The 21,000-nt window shown below is 44.8% G+C and carries 20 protein-coding genes and 1 pseudogene; 3 read left to right on the forward strand and 18 right to left on the reverse strand.

What is annotated here, in order from left to right; translation table 11 throughout:
* Position 1: 1 nt before the first annotated feature.
* Positions 2-286: a YxcD family protein gene (locus MHH50_RS18960; protein ID WP_036689115.1), complete on the forward strand. Its 285-nt coding sequence runs from the start codon at positions 2-4 to the stop codon at positions 284-286.
* Positions 287-334: 48 nt separating this feature from the next.
* Here MHH50_RS18960 and MHH50_RS18965 read toward each other — a convergent pair whose 3' ends face one another.
* The 7 genes from MHH50_RS18965 to MHH50_RS18995 all read right to left on the reverse strand — a co-directional run bounded on the left by MHH50_RS18965 (position 335) and on the right by MHH50_RS18995 (position 6,595).
* Positions 335-1,351 (reverse strand): S66 peptidase family protein, encoded by a 1,017-nt coding sequence (locus MHH50_RS18965; RefSeq protein WP_076306637.1) that lies wholly within the window; start codon positions 1,349-1,351, stop codon positions 335-337.
* 160 nt (positions 1,352-1,511) lie between these two features.
* Positions 1,512-1,889, reverse strand: a complete 378-nt coding sequence (locus MHH50_RS18970; protein WP_036688624.1) for a hypothetical protein — start codon at positions 1,887-1,889, stop codon at positions 1,512-1,514.
* An 80-nt stretch (positions 1,890-1,969) separates the two neighbouring features.
* Entirely contained in the window at positions 1,970-2,320 is a 351-nt protein-coding gene (locus MHH50_RS18975; RefSeq protein WP_076127105.1) for an Asp23/Gls24 family envelope stress response protein, read from the reverse strand.
* A 28-nt stretch (positions 2,321-2,348) separates the two neighbouring features.
* On the reverse strand, positions 2,349-3,455 hold the full coding sequence (locus MHH50_RS18980; RefSeq protein WP_076306638.1) for an AI-2E family transporter: 1,107 nt from the start codon (positions 3,453-3,455) through the stop codon (positions 2,349-2,351).
* Positions 3,456-3,496: 41 nt separating this feature from the next.
* Complete coding sequence (locus MHH50_RS18985; protein ID WP_340033272.1) at positions 3,497-4,915, reverse strand: HAMP domain-containing sensor histidine kinase; 1,419 nt, start codon at positions 4,913-4,915, stop codon at positions 3,497-3,499.
* Positions 4,893-5,600 carry a response regulator transcription factor gene (locus MHH50_RS18990; protein ID WP_170914177.1) on the reverse strand — a complete coding sequence of 236 codons (708 nt, stop codon included), beginning with the start codon at positions 5,598-5,600 and terminating at the stop codon, positions 4,893-4,895. Before MHH50_RS18990 ends, MHH50_RS18985 begins: the two co-directional genes overlap by 23 nt.
* A gap of 155 nt (positions 5,601-5,755) precedes the next feature.
* Positions 5,756-6,595 carry a DegV family protein gene (locus tag MHH50_RS18995; protein WP_036688632.1) on the reverse strand — a complete coding sequence of 280 codons (840 nt, stop codon included), beginning with the start codon at positions 6,593-6,595 and terminating at the stop codon, positions 5,756-5,758.
* Positions 6,596-6,765: 170 nt separating this feature from the next.
* Here MHH50_RS18995 and MHH50_RS19000 point away from each other — a divergent pair, with 170 nt between their 5' ends.
* Positions 6,766-6,990, forward strand: a complete 225-nt coding sequence (locus MHH50_RS19000; RefSeq protein ID WP_076190853.1) for a hypothetical protein — start codon at positions 6,766-6,768, stop codon at positions 6,988-6,990.
* A gap of 308 nt (positions 6,991-7,298) precedes the next feature.
* Here the strand turns inward: MHH50_RS19000 and MHH50_RS19005 are convergent, their stop codons facing one another.
* Genes MHH50_RS19005 through MHH50_RS19020 form a run of 4 tightly spaced genes read right to left on the reverse strand, consistent with a single transcriptional unit; the run spans position 7,299 to position 11,564 of the window.
* Positions 7,299-8,096, reverse strand: coding sequence for a PHP domain-containing protein (locus MHH50_RS19005; RefSeq protein ID WP_305953990.1), 798 nt, complete (start codon positions 8,094-8,096; stop codon positions 7,299-7,301).
* Positions 8,097-8,130: 34 nt separating this feature from the next.
* On the reverse strand, positions 8,131-8,964 hold the full coding sequence (locus MHH50_RS19010) for an energy-coupling factor transporter transmembrane component T (RefSeq protein ID WP_076100351.1): 834 nt from the start codon (positions 8,962-8,964) through the stop codon (positions 8,131-8,133).
* Positions 8,951-10,693, reverse strand: coding sequence for an energy-coupling factor transporter ATPase (locus MHH50_RS19015; RefSeq protein WP_076307716.1), 1,743 nt, complete (start codon positions 10,691-10,693; stop codon positions 8,951-8,953). Before MHH50_RS19015 ends, MHH50_RS19010 begins: the two co-directional genes overlap by 14 nt.
* Complete coding sequence (locus MHH50_RS19020; RefSeq protein WP_076127114.1) at positions 10,686-11,564, reverse strand: cell division protein FtsQ; 879 nt, start codon at positions 11,562-11,564, stop codon at positions 10,686-10,688. The genes MHH50_RS19015 and MHH50_RS19020 overlap by 8 nt, the downstream gene beginning before the upstream one ends.
* 181 nt (positions 11,565-11,745) lie before the next feature.
* On the opposite strand from MHH50_RS19020, the gene MHH50_RS19025 reads away from it, so the two are divergent.
* On the forward strand, positions 11,746-12,579 hold the full coding sequence (locus MHH50_RS19025; RefSeq protein ID WP_076127116.1) for a MurR/RpiR family transcriptional regulator: 834 nt from the start codon (positions 11,746-11,748) through the stop codon (positions 12,577-12,579).
* Between the two features lie 31 nt (positions 12,580-12,610).
* On the opposite strand, the gene MHH50_RS19030 is transcribed toward MHH50_RS19025, so the two are convergent.
* The 7 genes and pseudogenes from MHH50_RS19030 to MHH50_RS19060 form a co-directional block, all read right to left on the reverse strand.
* On the reverse strand, positions 12,611-12,871 hold the full coding sequence (locus MHH50_RS19030) for a helix-turn-helix domain-containing protein (protein WP_036688642.1): 261 nt from the start codon (positions 12,869-12,871) through the stop codon (positions 12,611-12,613).
* A gap of 15 nt (positions 12,872-12,886) precedes the next feature.
* On the reverse strand, positions 12,887-13,879 hold the full coding sequence (locus tag MHH50_RS19035) for a hypothetical protein (RefSeq protein ID WP_340033273.1): 993 nt from the start codon (positions 13,877-13,879) through the stop codon (positions 12,887-12,889).
* A 328-nt stretch (positions 13,880-14,207) separates the two neighbouring features.
* The gene (locus MHH50_RS19040; RefSeq protein ID WP_340033274.1) at positions 14,208-15,929 is read right to left on the reverse strand and encodes a helix-turn-helix domain-containing protein; all 1,722 of its coding nucleotides are present in this window, start codon (positions 15,927-15,929) and stop codon (positions 14,208-14,210) included.
* Between the two features lie 108 nt (positions 15,930-16,037).
* Complete coding sequence (locus tag MHH50_RS19045) at positions 16,038-16,814, reverse strand: IucA/IucC family C-terminal-domain containing protein (RefSeq protein ID WP_076316293.1); 777 nt, start codon at positions 16,812-16,814, stop codon at positions 16,038-16,040.
* Position 16,815: 1 nt separating this feature from the next.
* On the reverse strand, positions 16,816-17,865 hold the full coding sequence (locus MHH50_RS19050) for an iron-siderophore ABC transporter substrate-binding protein (RefSeq protein WP_340033275.1): 1,050 nt from the start codon (positions 17,863-17,865) through the stop codon (positions 16,816-16,818).
* A gap of 159 nt (positions 17,866-18,024) precedes the next feature.
* Positions 18,025-18,216, reverse strand: a complete 192-nt coding sequence (locus tag MHH50_RS19055) for a hypothetical protein (protein ID WP_248548605.1) — start codon at positions 18,214-18,216, stop codon at positions 18,025-18,027.
* A 53-nt stretch (positions 18,217-18,269) separates the two neighbouring features.
* Positions 18,270-20,845, reverse strand: a pseudogene (locus tag MHH50_RS19060) (glycosyl hydrolase).
* Positions 20,846-21,000 lie beyond the last annotated feature (155 nt).

Here is a 21,000-nt window from a genome sequence, read left to right on the forward strand (position 1 = left end):
AATTGTTCTAAGCATGGATGAGATCATCAATGCCCTCTGTCTGCACATGGCGGAACGAAAGGCTGTTCGCCCAGAGGATGTTCAGGTAGAACTGAGCTGGGAAGAAGATACCGGTTACTCTGCAGAGGTTTGGGTACAGGGCCGCAGTCAATTTCTAGTGGAGTCCAATATGATTGAAGCGATCTTGCGTTACATGCTCAGCGAATATGGTGTTCGCGCCTATCGTGAAGATGTAAGACTGGACCTGGATGAGGAAATCACAGCGATTGTAAATACAGGGAACTAATGATAGTAAAAGGGACAACCCGAGGGGTTGTCCTTTTTTGATATAACGCTATTCATAGAAATATTGCTTTACCGTCCCTACTCCGTCTGCCACTTCAATTTCTGCATAAGCTCCATTAATAAAAGTAACCTGCGGCGGGACATGACCACAATCGATATCATAAACGATCGGTACCTTAAGCTCTTCGAATAGTTCAGCATAGATATCCTCGGCAGTATAGTTATCCACAGGCCGATTAGCTGGACTTCTGCCAAACATAATCCCCGAACAATTCTCAAACCACCCTGCCAGCTTCATCTGCACTAAAGATCTGCGTAAATCCGCTGTGTTCAATTCACAATTTTCCAAATACCAAACTATAGGTTCGTCATGAATCATTTCTTGCTGAAAATGCTGGAGCTTTCCATAAGGTGTGCCGATCAAATGCCTAATTACATCTATACAACCACCCAACAGACGTCCTTTCATCGTTACAGCATCTGTAGTTAGAGACTTCCAATAAGTCTCCTCTGTCAAATGAAAAACGCATGGCGAAGGCACATCATGTTGCCATTCCCGCTGATATTTAAGAGATGAATGCTGCACAATGGACTCACCCACTGGTGTCTCTAGAACCGCATGCCAGAGGGCTGTAGTATCATCCGAATACTCTCCCCGTAAATCAATGAGATTCGCTCCGTGGGCAGTAGCCAACCCGGTTGTCAGCGTGACCGCAAGCAGCAAGACGCTTATATCTGAATATCCCACGATCCATTTGTCCTGCAAAGCATCAAAATCAATAAATTCCAGAGCTTCAATTAACAATTCCCCGCCCCAAGGCGGAATTAGGGCATCGATTCCATCATCTTTGATCATCTCATTAAACTCATGACCACGAACATTGGCTGGTGCAGATTTAGCCTTATCTTGCTTCCATGCCGTTTCGCCGATAATGACATTAAATCCTTGCGACTTCAACCGGCTGGAGGCCAGTGTTAGTAGTTCTGCATTTTGAATGCCTACTCCAGATGAAGGTGCTGTAACGCCTATCGTCGCATTTTTTTTCAAAAAAGGGTATCTAATCATATGCCACCTCCCAGAGTTTGTACCCATTATATCCCTAAAGTGATAATGAGAACACCTTCTTCTAACACATACTTTACGCCTACAAAAAAAGGACCTGGCGGGATGCGTCAACGTATGACCGCAAATCCTGCACATGTCCTTCTTCAATTAAACCCAAACACTAGATTAAAGAGATAGCAAGCAGTTCAAACAACACAAGCGGTAAAATCACATTATTATTGTATGGGGGACCTGGATAAGGTCCTGGATATGGGCCAGGTCCCGGGCCCGGATGAGGATGATAAGGCTGATGAGGGTTGTAAAACCCTCGGGGCATTTGCCCATTAGCTGCAACGTTCAGATACAAGTGTTTATTATCTACTCCGGCTATAACGCCTTCATGTACAAAGCCATCTATTGTCTGTACGTTCACCTTATGGTTAAGGTATGGCTTGCAAGATTGATGTAGGGAATCGCGGACACCGTGCAGGTGCCGGATCACAGCAGGATCAGCCTGATAAATCACATTCTGTTGCTGCCCAGTGTTAAATGTCGACATGGATGTTCTGACCTCCGTAAATGGATTTGCTCCATTCTATGCAGAAGCCTAGATTACGGTGCCTATTAAATGGGCTATTCTTAGAATGGCAGAGCGACCTTCTCAACCTTAACATTTACAGAAACTAGAGACAGTCCCATCATATTTTCAACAGCATTTCTTACATTTTGCTGCAGTATATAGCAGACCTCTTGAATCACACATCCGTAATTAACTATGACCTGAAGATCGATGGCAACATCCACTTCTTTTACTTCAACGGACATTCCTTTTTTTACATTTTTACCGCTTAGACGTTTAGCCCAGTTGTCCGAGATACTGCTTCCTGACATGCCGGCAATACCCGGTGTGTCCAGAACCACTTGCCCGACGATCGAAGTCACCACATCATCTGAAATATGAATTAGTCCTTGCTCCGTTCCTTCATTCATAGAAATCCCTCCATAATGTTTTATTAACTTAAGAGATATCAGGACTCTCCTCTACCTCTATCTCTACCCGGCGTTGCTTGACAAACAAATAATAGGCCTTGGTCAAGACGATTTTAACAATCATATACAGCGGAATAATCAGCAATATCGCAATGATCCCGCCTAAATCACCGCCAACTAATACCAGGATAATCGTTGTCAGTGGATGAATATCGAGCTTTTTCCCAAAGATGTAGGGAGCGATTAAATTATCCTGTATCTGCTGCGCTACCAGAACAATGATGATGGACCAGACGGCGATAGACGGCGATTGAATGAATCCGATGATGAAAATAGGGATACTAGACAGTATCGCACCAATAAAAGGCACGAAGTTCATCACAACTGCGATTACAGTCAACAGCAATGCATATTGCAGGCCGATAATAAGGAAACCAATATACATCAGAACGCCTAAGGCTAAATTAACAAGCACCCGGCCCACGATAAAGCCACTAAGCGCACTGTCGATTTCAGTCATCATTGTAGTTCCTTCTTCACGATACTTCTTTGGAAAGAAACTTACAATCTTACGTCCGAATTTCCCACCTTCCTTAAGCATGTAGAATAACATAATCGGAAAGGTGAATAAAATGATCGCGAAATTCGAAACAAAAGAGAACAATCCTGATACGTAATTCGTTAACAGCGTAAACCCTTTATTCAAATAATCCGTCAATGTGGAGGCTGGATTCGCATCAGCAGGGATCAACGCAGACAGAAATTCATTATCTTCTAGTTTCAATAGCTGTTGATTCAAGGAGGCAATGAGATTCGGCATATTATCGACGAAATTAACTAATTGTGTGCGAAGTGAAGGCCAAACGCCGATAATAAAAGCAAACAGAAGCACTAAAATAACTACATATACGATGATAATCGCCAAAGAACGATTCAGCTTATATTTCTCCAAGGTATCGATCAGTGGCCGCAGCAAGTAATAAAAGAAACCCGCCAGCATTAAAGGCACTATAATGACACTGAACAAAGACAGGATCGGTGTGAATAAAAAATCTACGCGTGAGCCTAAAAATACAATGCCTAACACTAAAAGAATCGCTAGACAAACTTTGATGAAATTGTTCAGTTTAGCCATACTTTCTCTCCCGTCTTCTGATTTGGATGTCTTCCAGCTCGTTATTTCGGAATCCGGATGGTGAATACCGTAGGTTCCTTCTTTCGGCGACTGAGATGAAGCGTCCCCCCCATTTTCTCTGTATTTTTCATAGCTATCGAGAGACCTAGCCCTGTCCCTCCCGAAGCTGTCCGCGCTTTATCTCCCCGAACAAACGGATCAAACATTGTGGACCACAGCTCTTCTGGAATACCCACTCCAGTATCAGCGATTTCAATCGTGACTTCTTTCTCCAAAGGAATCACCTCCACACGCAAATGTGTACCTGGAGGATTATAGATCAGTGCATTGGAGATCAAATTATGAACCACACTCGAGAGCAGCTCCGCATCAAAGTTCAAGAACACATCCTCTTCGGGAACATTTAGATGCAAAACAAAATTCTTTTGTTCAATCTCTCCGTAGGTATCTGCAATGATTTCACGAATAAATTCGCCCAGTTCTTGATGCTCCATTCGTAGCAAGAAATCCGGTGAATCTATTTTTAACAGCTCCAGCATGTTCTGAATCAGCTTAGTAACTTGTGAGGATTTATTATAAATATAGCTTAAATATCTTTTTTGGCGTTCTTCATCCTCGCCTCTACCCTCTACAAGCGCCTGGGCAAAGCCCTGTATACTCGTTATCGGCGTCTTCAGATCGTGGGACAGATCAACCATCATCCGTTTCTTACTTTCCTCTGCCTGGCGTTTTTCTTTGGTCGTCTTTTCAATTACGTCTGCCATATAATTAAAAGTCTCTCCAATTTGCGAAAATTCCTTCTCTGCATATAAAGCGATTCGAGTATCATAATTCCCCTGAATCATCTGCTTCAATCCAAGCGTGATGATACGCAGTGGTTTCCTGATTCGCCGCGCCACCCAATAGCTGTACACGATAATTAGCAAAAGAATCATTCCCACACCCAAAAAGACGTAGTATGAAAGCGAATGATTAAAGTAGGCCACGAAGGGATCACTATTAATGGTGATGGTGATAGCTTCCCGCGGCAGCTTCAGCAGCAGCCACTCCGATTCGCTCTGAGCATTTAGCGTGGTCAACGAGTAAAAGTAAGCTTGTTCTTCTCCATTTTCCAAACTTTTTAAAAGCTGGTTACTGGTATATTGGGTTACACCGTCTTTTTTTTCTCCAACAACCTTGGTGACCTTCATGTCTTGATCCAAGACCTCGATCCATCCCCCGCTACGCAGAAGACGTTTGGTTTCTATCCCATGCTCCAGATTATCTCGATAAGCACTAGCTTCCACCTTCAAATCAGGATCAGCGATTTTATTTTTTTCAAAAATATGGGTCACATCAAGATTAATAAACAAATAATATACAATCACGAGAAAAAACAAAATACAGATAAACAACAAAAAATCCAGCGTCAGCGATGATTGTAAAGGTCGTTGATCTCTATTGCTCCATAGGCGCTTCAATTTTGTATCCCAGCCCTCTAATAGTCTTTAAATATACTGGCTTTTTGGAATCTTCCTCAATTTTTTCCCGGATATTGCTGATATGTACCATGATACTATTATCTTCGTACACATAGAAATCTTCCCACACGGCCTCATATATTTTTTTGCGTGTAAAGACTCGTCCAGGCTGCTTCATCATTAGTTCCAAAATTTTGTACTCGGTAGAAGTAAGCACCACAGGTTCACCTGAACGATAGAGCAGACACTGGCTTTGATCCAGCATTAATTCACCTAATACAATCTGTTCAGCTTCTTTTTCCTCAACGACTTGCGCATCGAAATGATGTACACGCCGCAGCAGTGCTCCAACACGGGCTACTATTTCTAATGGATTAAACGGTTTGGAAATATAATCGTCGGCTCCTAGTTCAAGACCCAGAATTTTGTCATGATGTTCGCTTTTGGCAGATAAAAATAACACTGGAAAATGATGCACCTCGCGGATCTTTTTCAATAATTGCAGTCCATCCAGACCCGGCATCATAATATCCAGAATTGCCAAATCAACTTTATGGTTCTGTACCTGCGTTAAGGCTTCAGTACCACTATTTGCTTCCAAAATGTTGTACTCTTTCTCTAGATATAATCTTAGCAATTCCACAATTTCTGCTTCATCATCAGCGATCAATATTGTATACATGATAATCCCCCCATCTAACTATATTCTGTGATTATTAACAGAGCCTAAACACAATCTAAAGAATAGCTAAATTATCACATAGTAATAAAATAAAAATCGCACACGGGAAACCGTCCCATGTACGATCGTAATTTGTCTGGATTGTGAGGATCACTACTTTAAAAAGCTACGCCAATTCCGCCTTCCCCAGCATAGGTTCCCATAACCGGACCCATACTTGAGAGTAAGACTTCTTTGAAGGGATGCTTTAGTAAAATGCGTTCTTTAATCTCGAGTGCCAGCTTCTCACAATTACTGTGTACAATAGCGATAACCGCTTTCTCGTAATCATGCTGCTTCTCATCCAAATGCGCTAGCAGACGATTCAGTGCTTTTGGAAGACCCCGGGTCTTCTCCACTACTTCGACAGTGCCTTCTTCGCTGATTTTGAGCAGCAACTTTATATTGAGTACAGACGCTACGGCTCCCGAGAGCCGACTTAGACGTCCGCCTTTCATTACATTCTCCAGAGTGTCCAGCGTAAAATAAGCGTTAACTTCCTCTATCTGCTGAAGTACCTTTTCCTTGAGCTCTTGCAAGCTTGAACAAGTTAAGGACCACTGCGCCGCCAGGCCGACAATCAATGACAGCCCGCCTGAGAAGTTTTTGGAATCTATAACCTCTATTGCATTGGTATGTCCTTCATCCTTATACATTTCCATAGCAATCATAGCCGTCTGATAAGTGCTACTAATATTAGAGGACATACAAATGACCATAATGTCAGTTCCCTCCTCCACTTGCTTGAACTTCTCAAGGAATTCGTTGGGACTTGGACTAGCTGTGGTAGGCAGCTCCTTGGATTCGCGCATTTGAGCATAAAAGCTTTTCGTGTCCGTATCTGCCGGCATTAACTCATGCCCAAAATGAACCGGTAGGTGGATCACGGAAACATTATACTTCTCCATGTAGTCAAGGGGTAGGTCTGAACCGCTGTCTGTTATGATCTTGATTGCCATAATATAAGTACTCTCCTTTCAATATCAGTACTATTATAGCCACCATAAAATGAAATCTCCAGTAACCTTTATAACTTGAAAAATTCTTCGATCTGTGCTATGTCTTTCTTCCTTAACTTGTCCTTATATGATATGGTTTATGAATAAGCGTATAGAAATGGAGTGTATGTATGAGTAAGGGTAGAGTATGGAACAGAGGCAAACATGATGGTACAGGACTATCGAGGAAAAAAACCGTAGATCAAGAGGGTGCAGCTTCTACTGAAACTGAATCCACAGAACCTTCGAATGAACCTTCCAATTCAAGAATTGATACCGTAAAACCGATGAATCGCACGAATTGGGTGACCAGACCCACCCGTGTCAGCAATAAAGATTCGAAAGACAAACGATAATTCATACATTCTGAGATTTGAGGACCCAGATGACGTTATTGGCAAATTTCCAGCCTTTTGAGCAGAGTTTCGGACTCCAGAGCCGTTATTCCGTAGAATGAGGTTCATATATGGTGTTTTCCGTGCCAATAGTGGCTATGGAGTCCGTTAGCATCCCAAATGCGGAATAAAACTGCGTTTAAGGTCATCTGTGTCCGATAGTTATCTTTGTACATGCAAAAGTAATGAAATCCAGCGAACAACAAAATGGGTTGTCCCAGTAGCCATTTCATCATTTCATGGCTTATGGAACAACCCTCTTCTATTTTCTACGCCATATATCCTAACTCCGCTTCATCTCTGGAGGGGGCTTCGCCAATTAACTGCTTCAATAGTTTTTTCATCATTACCGAAGCCTTTACTTTGGTATGAAGACACGGAGAAACCTCTATTTCATAGTTCCCTTGTTTGATAGCTTCCTTCAATTCTTCCACAGTTGAGCAGGAGTCTTGCAGACGATTCACAACACTGCCATATTGCAAACACTGATGACTGTCACTGCCAGCAATCACAGGCACACCCAACTTCTCAGCAAAGGGCGTGATCAGGTTCTTATAAGTCTCCACCCCCTGCATGTAAATATCCTTAGCGTTGAAATCAAAAGCGTCTAATCGCTGAAGCAATGCCGGATCCAGTTGATGTAAAGGCGTAGAAGTTCGGAAGGGGTGGGCTCCGATTTTCCAAAGATTATGTTCATCGGCCATATCAAGCAACTGCTTAAAAGGTATGAATTCCCCCTCCTGCGTATGCTCATCTAGTAAAGCGCGGACAGCTAGAACATTCTCCTTCAGTCCGATCAACAGGATGTGACCTGTCTCCGCGATATCCACTTCCATGCCTGGAAACAGTTTAAGTCCGTTCACATCGTAATAATGCCCGTTATAGGGATAAGTCTGATCCAGCGCATCATACATCGCAAAGAAATTAGAAGTATTAAAATGCTCGGTCAATGCTACAGCCTGTAATCCATTCGCCTTGGCTTCGAACATCATCTCCGCAAAATATTCGGGTGAAAACGTAGATTTCTTAGATAATTTACCATGGGTATGCAGATCAATATTCATCATGTCTAATTCGTCTCCTTTGAGCTTGTAAGTTATGTTAATACACCAGTTCAGGGTAGAGATAACCAATACAGAATATCAAGATGACATAAGCAGTGGATCCGGATAAAAAGTACCAGTCGGACCGCTTCATTTTCAAATAAGATAACTTGATCTTCTTCACTTTCTTATTATTAAGGCCGTAGCTAAATCCCCGAGTCTCAAGTGCTTCAATCGTTGTTCGAGAACGTTTAGCTGTGTTCAACATGAGCGGGTAAAATGCCAGAATGACGATTCGCAAATAATACGTTATTGTTCGCCAATAGAAAATTCCATGTTGAAGCGGTCGTTGCCCTCTCAATCTAAAGGAAAGTAGGATCTGATGGAATTCCTCTAGTAAAGTAGGCAAAATACGATAGCCATAAGATAAGCTGAATGCAAAGGTATCAGGGATTCCTAAAGACAGTAAGCCGTCACTAAGTCGTTCCGGATCAAGACTAGAGAAAACCGTTATACTCGCCAGCGAAATCACCGAAAGCTTAAGCGTCAGTGTCAGCATAGGCAGCAAGGATTCAATCCCCCCACCGAAAAAGAGCGACAATATAAACATCCAGCCAATCTGGCTGATTAAGCCGAGACATAATATAAAAATAATATAGGGGCTGACCCGGGAGAGGACGGTTGTTAAAACCATAAGCACGAACATCCCTAACAGGATTGTCCGGTTATGTACAAACCAAGGCACGATGGCAAAAAAGAGATACCAGAGCAGCAGGGTTCGCGGGTCCAGCCTGCCCAGAAAAGTGCTGCTGCTGTTATATGCGGTCCCGAGCAACTCCAATTTGATTTGTTCTACAGATATACGGTCAAGTGCCCGTTTAACGGCTTCCATGGATTGCAGCTACCTCCTTCTTTTCCACTAAACTCACAAACTCTTCTAAGCTACTGCAAATTCTAGGGAGACCGAGCATACGACTTAGCTCCATCAATTGGGTCTGAGCCAGACCCGCACGCCGTAAAAGAAGGCCGTCAGCGAAAATTTCATCCTTCGTCCCATCCGCAATTATCCGCCCTTGATGCATTACAATTATTCTGCTGGCCCATTCAGAGACAAGCTGCATATCATGAGTTGCGATGACGACCGTCTTCACATGATTACGAAGCGTCTCCAGCACATGTACCATTTCTTGTTTGGTCGAAATGTCCAGATTAGCTGTCGGTTCATCAAGCAACATGATAGCAGGCCTAACCGCGGCACCAATCGCCAAGGATACCCGGCGCTGCTGCCCTCCACTTAGCAGTCGGGCATCCCGTTCAGCCAGCTCGCTTAAGCGAAATGCCTTTAGCATCTCATCCACTCTTCCATCCGTATCTGGTAGTTTCCGCGCCTTCAGATAATAAGCAATTTCCTTACGCACAGAATCCTCGATAAACATTTCCTCCGGATTCTGGAATACGTAAGCTACCGTACCGGAGAGACGTTCAGGCGGCAGCCCGTTCACCGTCATATCTTTAACCTTTACGGTTCCAGCTGTAGGTCTGACAATACCAGCAATCAGCTTCATTAATGAAGATTTACCTGCTCCGTTGTTGCCAATAAGAGCAATGGACTCTCCCTGCCCCAGTTCTAGCTGAATTCCATTCAGTACAGGATGCAGCACCTTATGAATCGTACGGTAAGAGAGGTGAACATTCTCCAGCTGAACGATAGAATTTTCTTCTTTTGCAGCTATGGGGAGCTGCTCTTGCATACGTCCGATTGGAAGTGTCTCCTTGGCATCCTGACGAAGCGTCATGCGGGTACTGCCTTCCTCAGCATTTAAGGGAAGCAGCTTTGACTTCTGATCATCAGGCTGTAGCAGCCAAGCCGCCCGGGTCACATCCGGTGGGTATATGCCCAGCTCTAGCAATTCTTGTACAGATGACAAAGCTTCACGCACAGGCTTCTGCCAGCGCATTTTACCCTGATCCATCAGGACAACATTTTTGCAATAATCCGCAATAAATTCCGCATGATGCTCAATCACTACAATGGTCTTTCCATGCTCCTCATTCAAACGCTGCAAAATATCATAGATATGACGGGCATGCTGCGGATCCAGCTGGGCTACGGGTTCGTCGATCACCAGAATTTCCGGATCCATAGCTAGGGCTCCAGCCAGAGCGAGCAGATGTTTTTGCCCACCACTTAACTGCCAAATAAATTCATGCCTCAAGTCACTAAGTCCGGTTAGCGCCAGCGCACGCTCTCCCCGTTCCTTGTAATCCGTAAACCCATAATTCAGAGGTGTAAAAGACACATCATCAAGCACAGTCGGTCGTACCAATTGATTCTCGAAATCCTGATAAACATAACCGATACGTTTGGACAGCTCTGCTACACTTTTTCCATCCGCAGATTGGCCGCAAACTGTCACCTCTCCACTGAAATCACCAGTGTAATAATGAGGAATTAAGCCGTTAAAGCATTTGCAGAGAGTAGATTTCCCGGAGCCATTACTGCCGATGATCGCAATAAAATCCCCTTCTCCCAGTCGTAAGTCTACGTCTTGCAGTACTGGTTGTTCAGCTCCCGGATACGTAAAGTTAATTTTGTTCAATTCAAGAATTGTATTACGCATCTGCTTGACCCGCTTCCTGTCTTTTTCGTGCCGAACGCCGAAGCAGTGCAATAATCGCCGTTGCCGCTACTACAGCCGCCACCAACATACTGAGCCAAATCAAGGTCTTTTCATTCGATTCCGCCCCTGCAAGCTCAAAATCACCGAAGTTCCAGCCCGATTCCGATAACAATTCCGAACCCACTGCTACCATCACTAGAAAGGTTCCGGCAATGACCAGCTTAGGAGATAGCCACGCTCCTGTTGCATATTTCATATTCCGCTCACGCGGTTTCATGCCGAGTAATGGTTCAATTTTTCCATATAAACGCGGAACCAGATACATGGTAGGAATTAGCGCGAACAAAATGCCGGAGAAAAGGACATCATTCAGGAACCCTACTCCCTCAATTACAACGATACTTTCTGCCAGCCCTTTAACAGCCTCTAGCTCTTCTACCCCTACCCACACCTTCACAATATCTATAACGGAGCTAAAAAACTGGTGAATCGCCACGCCGGTAATCGCAGCCACTCCAACTTGTCTTCGATTTTTCGGATCAGACACCATACGGCCTGCGGTATACATCGCCAGTGAGAAGGTAATGAATTTCTCCAGCTCCCCTAAACCTCCAAATTGGCCTAACATCAATTCCCCGAAGATTACCTCACCAACAGCTGCTCCGACCGCCGCATATAAGGGGTGAAACAACATACATAATGTCAAAGGAATGAAGGCGAAATATTCAATGGATAATTCAATCGGGCCCAGTTTGATCCCAGGCACTAGCTCGGTAAACATATTGGACAACCCGTAAAGCGACATCGACAGTACAAAAATCATCATTTTTTGTGACTGAGTCAGTGTGTAACGCGTTTTTATCGTGCTCATGAAATATTTGGCCTCCCAATAAGAATTTATCTTCATTATAAGAAGGCCATGTCATCACAGCTTTTTTCATTTGTTAAATGAGAGTAATATTTTTTTCAATATTTTTAACGTTGTAAAAATATTTACAACATATTCACACGTTATATTCTATCTATCGCATCATCATAGGAGGATTGAGAGATTGTATAAAGATTGGAACCACCGCGCTTTTTCGCCTAATCAACGGATAATTGCCGACTTTATTCAAAAAAATGAGCAACGTGTGGTCTACATGACCGAACAAGAAATGGCAGACGAGCTGCATTTGAGCATCGCCTCCGTTTCACGGTTCTGGAAAGCTGCGGGATACAAACATGCCAAAGATTTTAAAAACCGGCTCCGTTTCCGCTTTGAATCCACACCTTCTGTAAAAATGCGTGATGCCATGCAGCGATCAGACGATACCTCACTCCCTCAACTGCTGCTGGACAATTGTTCACATCATTTGCAAGAAACACGCCGCTATTTAAGCGACGATGTACTAAAGCGTGCAGTAGATGCGATATCTACAGCTCGGATTATTTATGTATACAGCCCTGGACCTTGCGCCGGATTAGCAGAGCTAATGATCTATCGAATGGCGCGTTTTGGTCTTCAAATGAAAAAAATGGCCCCCAGCGGCCATGAGCTGCTAGAGACCTTAATGCATGCTGACAAACAAGATGTCTTGCTTGTGTTTGGGTTTGTGCAAATACTGCCTGAGATTGAAGTCATACTGAACCATGCACGTGAAGCAAATTACCAGGTCATCCTGATCACAGATAGACTTGTCTACCCGCGATCCCAAGATGCAGATATCGTACTTTATGCGGGGAGAGGTGAGGTTTGGGAGTTCCATTCCATGGTTGGCCCCACCTATATTATTGAGAATCTGATCCTTGGAGTGGGATTAGCGAACAGGGACAGTAGTCTAAGCAAGCTGGATAAATTGCAGCAATTGCGCGCGCAGTATGGGGGGAAGCTCCCACGGAGTTAGGTTTAGATTTGACTGCAAGGATAAGGGGAATTTAATTCATTCCTAAAGCTTCTTTAATTTGTGGGATAGATAAACCGTTTGCTTTCATTTCTTTGATCCAAAGAATGCGCGCGACGGTTTCTTCTCTTTTATATCTGCGTGTTAAATTCTCCTCTGCCTGTTCAAAGGGCAGCATGCCTTCTTCTGTATAATGTTTGAGTGTACTATAACGAGCATTTGTGATTCTTACTAATTCCCCTATCGATACATATTCTGACGCCATAATATTCTCCATGGATCGTTGTCTAGACATTGATAACCAACTCCTTTACAGCGGGCGCTTCGGAATAAGACGCACACCTTGAATTGGCACTTTCATCATTACAAAATGTGGGATCGCATCGTAGACCAAATTATCAATTTTAAGGGTCGCAATCGATCCTCTCTCCAGCACCTTAACTTCATGTCCATAGGACATTAATCTTGTAATAACTGCGTCTAACCTTTGATTAGAATTATCAAACCAGGACTCTGTTTCTATAAAGACAGCTCGTGATCGCTCTAAGGCAGGGAAGATAAGATTGAGACTGCTGCCGATAAATGTCTTCGCAAACTTTGTCTTCAATGCTAAAAAACGTTTGATGCCTAACTCAACTCCCTGGCGGATTTGTATAGGAAACAATGCCTTTGCCCATAAGTTACTTTGGTATAGATCATGTAATTTGATATTCACCTGTTCTAATTCGTTCAGCGAGAAGAAATCATGCATACATCCACTTTCACGAAGTAGCCATAGCATACAAATGACCTCATCCGTTACTGGACCCTCTTCCAAAATTTCAGCCCGCATATTCTCTGTAATGCTTGTGTACGCCTCCATATTGCTGCGATAGGCTCTAATTTCAACTTCAGCTGAATCAAAATACATGTCGCTCCCTATCAGGCTTGGTATATCTTCAAGCAAATTCATTGCTTGAAGATAATCTGAAATCGCGGTTTCGAACTTTTTTAATTGATGGTTAGACTTCCTCGAAGCCTTCTTTAACCACCAATTTAGGTCACCCGTTACCTCAGCACTATTATGAAGTATGGGTTGTAGAACAGTTTCTCTATAGAGTGTTGAATGAGATTGATCAAGTGCTTCCTTGTGCAAAGTTAACTTGTTCTCAGATTGTGTAAAACATCCCTCTAAGTAAAGCTCCAATATAACCGCTGCTGCCATGCAGCGCAAAGACACTTTCTTAACAGTAGTCATCTGAAGACTTCTCTGTGCATTAAGCGCAATCAATGAAAAATTTGGTGCTAATTTAAGATCCATCATAACCATCCACCCCTATCCATTAATTCGTATTTACAGGATGATATTTATTCCGTATGGTGAGCGTTTGATTTACTTACTACTTACTACTTACTACTTACTACTTACTACTTATCACTTACAATACACCATCTTTACAATAATTGTCAATGGTCTGGAATAACGTACAGCAGGCCCTGCCCTTAGCACCTGCATGAGCCAACAGATAGTTCTAAGCGCTATCCCAACAAATAATAATCCGCAGCACAAACAAGCTCCTGTGATAATCACAGGAGCTGTTCACGTTTAGGCTAAAAATAGCCTGAAATTAGGGGATGCTCTTAGATACCGCTCAGGCCAGCAAGGTACGGGCTACCTGATCCACAATGTAATTGATACCTGTCGGTCCGTAGCAGCCGATCCATGTAGCGGCATCTACCGGGTATATATACGGCCGCTCATCGGAATCCAACATCCCTCGGACGCTTTGCTCTGTCGCTGATACCCCCTCCTGCATCATCTCGTTACTAAGTAAAAAATAATGGTTGGCATGCACAGCTGGCAGTCTATCAACTGTAATATGATAAGCCGTGTCGGAAGTGTCTGCGACAAATAGAGGAGCAGGCAGACCAAGATCACGGTACAGCACGGCACCTGTGCGATGGGAGGCAGTATGTACCCGTACCAGCGACTCACGCGGACGGATCAAGGCCACGCTCTGACCCGCCAGCGCCGTTGCAAGCTGCTCAGACAGCAATGCTGTTCGGCGCAGGTAATCCGCAATAATACGCTCCACCTCTATCCGCTTGTCCGTCAATTCACCGAACAGGCTCAAAATCGTCTGCCAGCTCTCATTCCGTTGAAACATTAGGGTTGGCGCAATCCGGTTTAACCGTTCATAATGCTGGGCATGCACCTCAGTACAGACAATCAAATCCGGCTGCAGCCGTTCGACAGCTTGCAGGTCCGGGTACTCATAAGTTCCGAGCATTTCCGTTGTCTTAAGTCTTTCCCTGATATATTGGGGGAATCTTAACCCTGCACTGCCCGTTCCTACACTCCCTGCCGGGGATATCCCAAGCGCAAGCAAATGGTCTGCATATTGAACGTCGAGTACGGCGATACGCCTCGGAGAAGCGGTGACGCAATATTCGCCTCGCATATGACAAATTACCGGGCCTTGCAGCGACTCGTACGATGAGGCCAGGCGATCCGGCAGCCCAGAATATGCTGAGAGAGCACGGATCCCTGAAGCGGTAGTGCGCCTGTAGATCTGCGGGGGAACTCCATGATATTTCTTAAATGCCCTGCTAAAGTAATACATGTCGCGATAGCCCGTTTTTTCTGCAATTTCGCCGATGGGAGCATCCGTATGACGCAACATCCGCTCGGCACTCTCCATCCGCAGCTGGATTACATATTCCATCGGTCCTAGTAACTTCTCCTGTTTGAATCGCCGCTGTAACTGTCTTGTACTGCATCCGGCAAGCGCTGCCAGCTCCTTAAGCTCCAGCTCCTGACGATAATGCCCCGCTATATAGGCAGCGACAACATCCACCATATCCGCCTCTGTGCCTTTCTGACCACATTCATACTCCATAATAAGCTCGTAAAGCATTCCTTGCAGTAGCGCATTCGCATGGAAACGCTCCAGCCCTTCGCCCCGGCTCCATTTGGCTTCGATTTGTTCCGCAGTCTGATGCAGTTCAGCCAGGAGCACAGGACGGTGAACAAATGAAGTTCGTAATGGGTGATTGCTCTGCGGAAACAGAACATGGGCAGCCCCCAACATTGGAAAAGCCTTGTACATAATAACGGTATAATGAATGGTTTCTGATCCAGCAGTCAAAGTAAATGCTGATCCCTTGACTGCGTGACAAGCGAAATAGGCCTGGATATGGCAAATTTCGCCATTCATCACAAGCCTACCTTCCCCGCCGCCTGCCAGCAGCAACACATTGGCTGTTAATCCGGTTTCGCTCATAACGCCGCCGGGTGGCAAAGTACCGCTAAGCACATCAAGCATCTTGATCGTTGTATCACTCCATAAACTTGCCTGTTCTTTGAGCGGCATTTCTCTCATCTCCTGACAATAGCATCCTCTGTTTAACGGGCGCACTTGAATAGGATTAAATGCTTTAGTGAAAGCGCGTCCGCAACATAAGTGAGTGCGTTACTGTTGTCATTTTAATTGAGATTCATTCTCATTGTCAATTTTCGGACATTTTCCGCAATATTCCGCCGACATCCTGTAATAAAAACAGCAGGTGATACGCTTGTTTTTTGCAACCGGAGCTAGGTCATTGTTCTCTGTGAACCTGGTAAACGGATTGCGTCTTACGCCGAACAATTGTCCGGGAGCTATCCGGGTTAGGAAAGCAAAATCGGCTTGCATTCGTTGCCTTTCTTGCCCAAATTCATCTGTTCCAGGAGAATACAACGGGGCAATGCGTACCATAATATTCTCCCAAAGTACTGCCATGGAGACGGGACCAATTGCAGCAAGTGTGTGCAGCAGCGGCGCAAGACGTACCGCGAAAATTTCCTCTACGATCTCTTCTCGCCAGGCTTCCCTGTCTTCGGGTGCCGCCGTCGCTCGAAGCCCGTTTAGCGCAAGGAAAGGAAAACGCGTATCCCCTTTAAAAGCTGGGGAAGCCGGATGATAGAGGAAGCAGTTCTCCAGCGGGATGGAGACTTCCCGGTTATGAAGGGTCATAGCGGTCAGCATCGGCGCGATCCACAGATAACCGATCCGCTTGGCCAGCATGGAAGCGGCAACCTGCATATCAGGCGCACCGATATAACCCTTAAGCCAGCTTACATACTCGCGGCATGCAGCTTCTTCGTGCAACTGGCTAAGAGCAATTGTACGAACGTTGCCTTCAGGCGGTTCACCTACCCACAGACGATATTCCTCCGCCATTTGCTTCCAAGAGGCAGACGACAGATAGTTGTCCATTTTAATGTGATCCCAACAGCGCTTCCGCCGTTTGATCTACAATAATGTTGAGGGCAATTGGGCCATAATAAGCGATCCAGAGCGTTGAATTCACATTGTATACGCGGTTATTTTTAACGGCATCATGAGATTTCCAGACCGGACTGTTCGCCATTGCCTCTGCCTCTTTGGCAAACAATTCATCCGATAACAGGAAATAGTGATCTGCTCCGATATCAGCGATGGTCTCCATCGAAATTTCAACGGAGGTATCATCTTTGATCTCCTGAACGAATGCAGGGATATTCAATCCCAAATCCTCATAAAGAATGCTTCCGGTCCGATGTTCGGGACCGTGTACGCGAATACCTTCCGGTCTTGGGCGAATCAGAGCTACCGTTTCGTCACCCAGCTTCGCCGACAGCTGTTCCCGCAGTCCGACGATTTTGTCCTCGTAGACTTGACGCACTACCTTCGCCTCCGCCTGCTTGCCCGTTATCATACCGATGGTAGCCGATGTATCCCGCCAATCTTCATAGAAGTCGAGTACTATTGTGGGCGCTATTTTACTAACGCTGTCATACACCTGCTCCTGAAAGTCCGTCATCAATATAAGATCCGGATTCATCGCTACAATAGCTTCAAGATTGGGCTCATCGCGTGTGCCCAGGACCTTCACATCACCCAATTGTTCACTTAAATATTCTGGAAACTTTGCATCTTTCGCTCCAGCCACAACGCTGCCTGCCGGATGCTCGCCTATCGCTAACAATTGATCGACGAATTTCACATCAAGCGCGGCGATGACCTTCGGCTTCTCAGTCAGCGTATATTCACCCTTCATATGCGAGATGGTAACCGGGAAGGCTGTAGTCTGAGCCTGTGTCTCAGATGTAGGTGACGGCTCGGCTGAAGCAGATGGCAGTGCGGCAGTGCCCGCATTTGCTCCCCCTCCAGTACCGCAAGCCGTTAGCACAAGTACCAGTGCCATCATCCATATCATTAATAGTCCTGCTTTTTGGGCAGCATCTACCTTTCTAGCGGTTGCTTGCCTCTTCTTTGTTCTTTTCATGCTGACTCCCCCTTATGTATGATAATGATTTTCATTATCAGATCAATAAAGCGAGTATAATCTATCTTCATACTCTATTTCCATGTACTTTTGCGACATTGCAGCCGGATTAATGCGACATTGCACACCATAGGAACGACTCAGGAGAATCGCGACTGACTACAAAAATTCCACACAAGCACCCAATTCTCCAATTTCAACAAATTTTCTTTGCTCCAGTTCTGCAATTATGCCAACACAGTCGATGGTAATATTGCTCAATTCAAGCTTTTCCTTCTCCAGAAACTGATCATCGAGCAATCTGGCTACTTCAGAAATGTTTCTCCCATTGCACTCCCTGCTTCTTCCCAAAATGAAAAAAGGTATCTTTGTGTAAAACAAAGATACCTTTTTTCATTAAAAGCTTACGGCTCAATCCCCCACACAAGCTGACCATTCATATACCCGGTGACCTGTTCATTGTTGATGAACTGACTGCTGGATGCCTTGAACGAATAATCATTAGCCTGGTTGTAATTGGACCAGTCGGTTTTGGAGAAACGGGTTTGAATTTCTGCGCTCTGACCTGGATTAAGTGTTCCAGCCGAACTCGTGAAACCAATTTCCAAAACATAATCTGCACTGGCAACAGGAGTCGCCAGCTTAACGAAATTTCCGGTTACATTCGCATTTCCGATGCTGGCCCAGTCGATCCAGAAACTCTGATCTTTCTCGCCATCAATCGTATAGTAATACCGGACCTTCACATCACTTAGTTGAATCGCTGAATCACCGGTATTGACTACTTTGATTTTGGGTGAAATCCCGTTGGTGGAGGCACTTGTGTTGCCATTAAAAGCTTGGACCGTCAAATCTCCAGTGGGTACTGGAACACTGCTATCCGCTACGTTCACTGTAAGAACAGCATTATTTCCTCCATTAAAATGAAAGGTTAGGGTATTCTGTCCCAGCGGCAGCGTGGAAAGATAGGATTTTTTCAGAACAACAGCAGCGCTTGATGCCGTATAATCCTGACTCGCTAAAAGTGTAGAATTTCCATTTGTGATACTTGCAAGCTGGTGTCCATTTAAGGTAAGGACTACGGAAATATCCTGGGCTAGATTCGCCGCTTTATCAAATGCAGCGCTCACGGGCGCAATGGATGCGCTTGGCGTGGAATCGACAATTTTCACTTTTAATACGGGATCTTGTCCTTTATTAAAATTAAAGATGATCGAATGCTCGCCAACCGGCAGTGTCGCCAGAAATGCTTTTTGAGCAGCAGCGTATTTCCACTCAAGGTATAATCCTGAGTCGCTGTCAATGCATTGGCGCCTGCCCGGAGAGCGGTTAACGTATTGCCGTTTGAATTCACGGTGATGGCTTTGTCATTCTGATTGGAGGCATTTTTATCAAATTCGACGTTTGCAGGTGTAATAGACGCACTTGGAATTGGATTGTTAACCTTCAAATCAGGCAGCTCATCGAGCGTGATTACATAATTGCTTTGGTACAGCGTTGTTAAGGTAGCCGGATAATTAAAGGCGGAACTCATGAGATGCTCACCATACCACGGTAAGAAATAGAGCCAGCCCGATTTTTCCTCTGTCAGATTCTGAACGCTTGGAACGGTGTCGTTCTCCGTCATGGCTACCATTTTCGTACCGCCGGTTAAATCAACAAGCTGATAGAAAATCGAGGTAATCGCGTCCTCATTGGGCACACCAGACAAACCGTCATAGCGGTTATAGATCGTGTTGTATTTATCATAGCCTACAATATCCACCTGATCATCGCCGGGATACCATGCGGGAGAAGTGCTGTACACATAGCTGTTGTAGGTCCAGATCAAATTGTGCAGACCGTACGTTTCTGTAAGTTCAGTATAGAGCAGGTCCCACAACTGCTTGTACACCTCCGAGCCTGCCGAAGCCCACCAGAACCATGCACCTTCTCCATTCAATCCACCGTTGCCCTCCGCCTCATGGAAGGGTCTGAAGATAACCGGCACATTGTTATTTTGCAGAATCTGCAGTTGCTCCGCCAAATCCCCAATGGCCAGTTGTACATATTGGTATTCTTTCGTACCTGGAACTACTGCATTGGCTGTATTAAAATTGGTTTCTGTCGGCTTGTAGGTGGCTTTCTTCCAATCCACAAATTCCCCGAGCTGATAGGCGGTGAAATCTCGGGGCACAGTGATATGCCAGCTGTTTGTCGCAATACCACCCCGGTTATTCACCCAATCGATCATCCGGGCGGTCGTACCATCCTCCCAGCCGTAAAGCGGATTGTAGTTCATCAGATCAAATCCGCGGATGGCCGGATACTTTCCCGTTAAATTATGAATCCAATCAAACTCCAGCTCGGAATTGCCGTCATTTCCGCCTCCGTAAATCTCCTGCTGGCCGGAGATCATATGATTGCCGTAAACCTCCGTTAAATAATTCATCAGAAGCTGAGTTTCTGGAGTGGCTTGAGAATCACTGAGGACAGGTTGCACATCCAGGGGATCAAGGTCAGCATAATCCACAGTGAAGGTATCAAAATAAGCGAAACCCCAGCCAGCCTTCAGTTGAATAGTGTTGCTGCCTTGATTCAGCTTGTGATAGCCAAAATCGAAATTCGACCATGTGGTCGTATAGGGCAGCATATACGACCCCTTCGTAACGCCGTTAACGGCTAAAGATTGAAGCCTGCCGTCAGCACTGAGCTCCTGCATATAACGTGTGGAGATCGTATACATGCCGGTTTCTGGGACAGTCACTGTGAAGGAAATTGTACCGGAATTCTGCATCCAGACAAATCCGCTTCCAGAGTATCCGGGTTTGGGCTGTCCGTAAATTTGGGTCGTCACTTGAAGATCGGAGGTGAGCTGAGCGTTTTCGCTTTCAATTGTGAAAAGTGCGTTGTCTGCATGAACGGGCGGCGCTGTCATCAATCCAAGTAGCAGAGTAAATGCCAGCATCATTGTGATTGCCTTCTTGAGCAAATTTTTCATTTCCACCTTTCCTCCCTATGTTAAATATGGTAAATAAAAGTTCAATATACCATCTCTTGGATGCGCTTTCATAGATAAGATAGCATATATTCCATATTTTGTAAATCTATCAAATCGAGAAAATTTCCACATGCAAAAAAACTCCCACCAATATT

The sequence above is a fragment of the Paenibacillus sp. FSL H3-0302 genome (assembly GCF_037982245.1).
Lineage (GTDB): Bacteria > Bacillota > Bacilli > Paenibacillales > Paenibacillaceae > Paenibacillus_AQ > Paenibacillus_AQ odorifer.

Bases quoted from the DNA above. Each gene is read 5' to 3' on its own strand.
- MHH50_RS18965 (WP_076306637.1), bottom strand. From the start codon at position 1,351: ATGATTAGATACCCTTTTTTGAAAAAAAATGCGACGATAGGCGTTACA.
- MHH50_RS18970 (WP_036688624.1), bottom strand. From the start codon at position 1,889: ATGTCGACATTTAACACTGGGCAGCAACAGAATGTGATTTATCAGGCT.
- MHH50_RS18975 (WP_076127105.1), bottom strand. From the start codon at position 2,320: ATGAATGAAGGAACGGAGCAAGGACTAATTCATATTTCAGATGATGTG.
- MHH50_RS18980 (WP_076306638.1), bottom strand. From the start codon at position 3,455: ATGGCTAAACTGAACAATTTCATCAAAGTTTGTCTAGCGATTCTTTTA.
- MHH50_RS18995 (WP_036688632.1), bottom strand. From the start codon at position 6,595: ATGGCAATCAAGATCATAACAGACAGCGGTTCAGACCTACCCCTTGAC.
- MHH50_RS19000 (WP_076190853.1), top strand. From the start codon at position 6,766: ATGAGTAAGGGTAGAGTATGGAACAGAGGCAAACATGATGGTACAGGA.
- MHH50_RS19005 (WP_305953990.1), bottom strand. From the start codon at position 8,096: ATGATGAATATTGATCTGCATACCCATGGTAAATTATCTAAGAAATCT.
- MHH50_RS19010 (WP_076100351.1), bottom strand. From the start codon at position 8,964: ATGGAAGCCGTTAAACGGGCACTTGACCGTATATCTGTAGAACAAATC.
- MHH50_RS19015 (WP_076307716.1), bottom strand. From the start codon at position 10,693: ATGCGTAATACAATTCTTGAATTGAACAAAATTAACTTTACGTATCCG.
- MHH50_RS19020 (WP_076127114.1), bottom strand. From the start codon at position 11,564: ATGAGCACGATAAAAACGCGTTACACACTGACTCAGTCACAAAAAATG.
- MHH50_RS19030 (WP_036688642.1), bottom strand. From the start codon at position 12,871: ATGTCTAGACAACGATCCATGGAGAATATTATGGCGTCAGAATATGTA.
- MHH50_RS19035 (WP_340033273.1), bottom strand. From the start codon at position 13,879: ATGATGGATCTTAAATTAGCACCAAATTTTTCATTGATTGCGCTTAAT.
- MHH50_RS19040 (WP_340033274.1), bottom strand. From the start codon at position 15,929: ATGCCGCTCAAAGAACAGGCAAGTTTATGGAGTGATACAACGATCAAG.
- MHH50_RS19045 (WP_076316293.1), bottom strand. From the start codon at position 16,814: ATGGACAACTATCTGTCGTCTGCCTCTTGGAAGCAAATGGCGGAGGAA.
- MHH50_RS19050 (WP_340033275.1), bottom strand. From the start codon at position 17,865: ATGAAAAGAACAAAGAAGAGGCAAGCAACCGCTAGAAAGGTAGATGCT.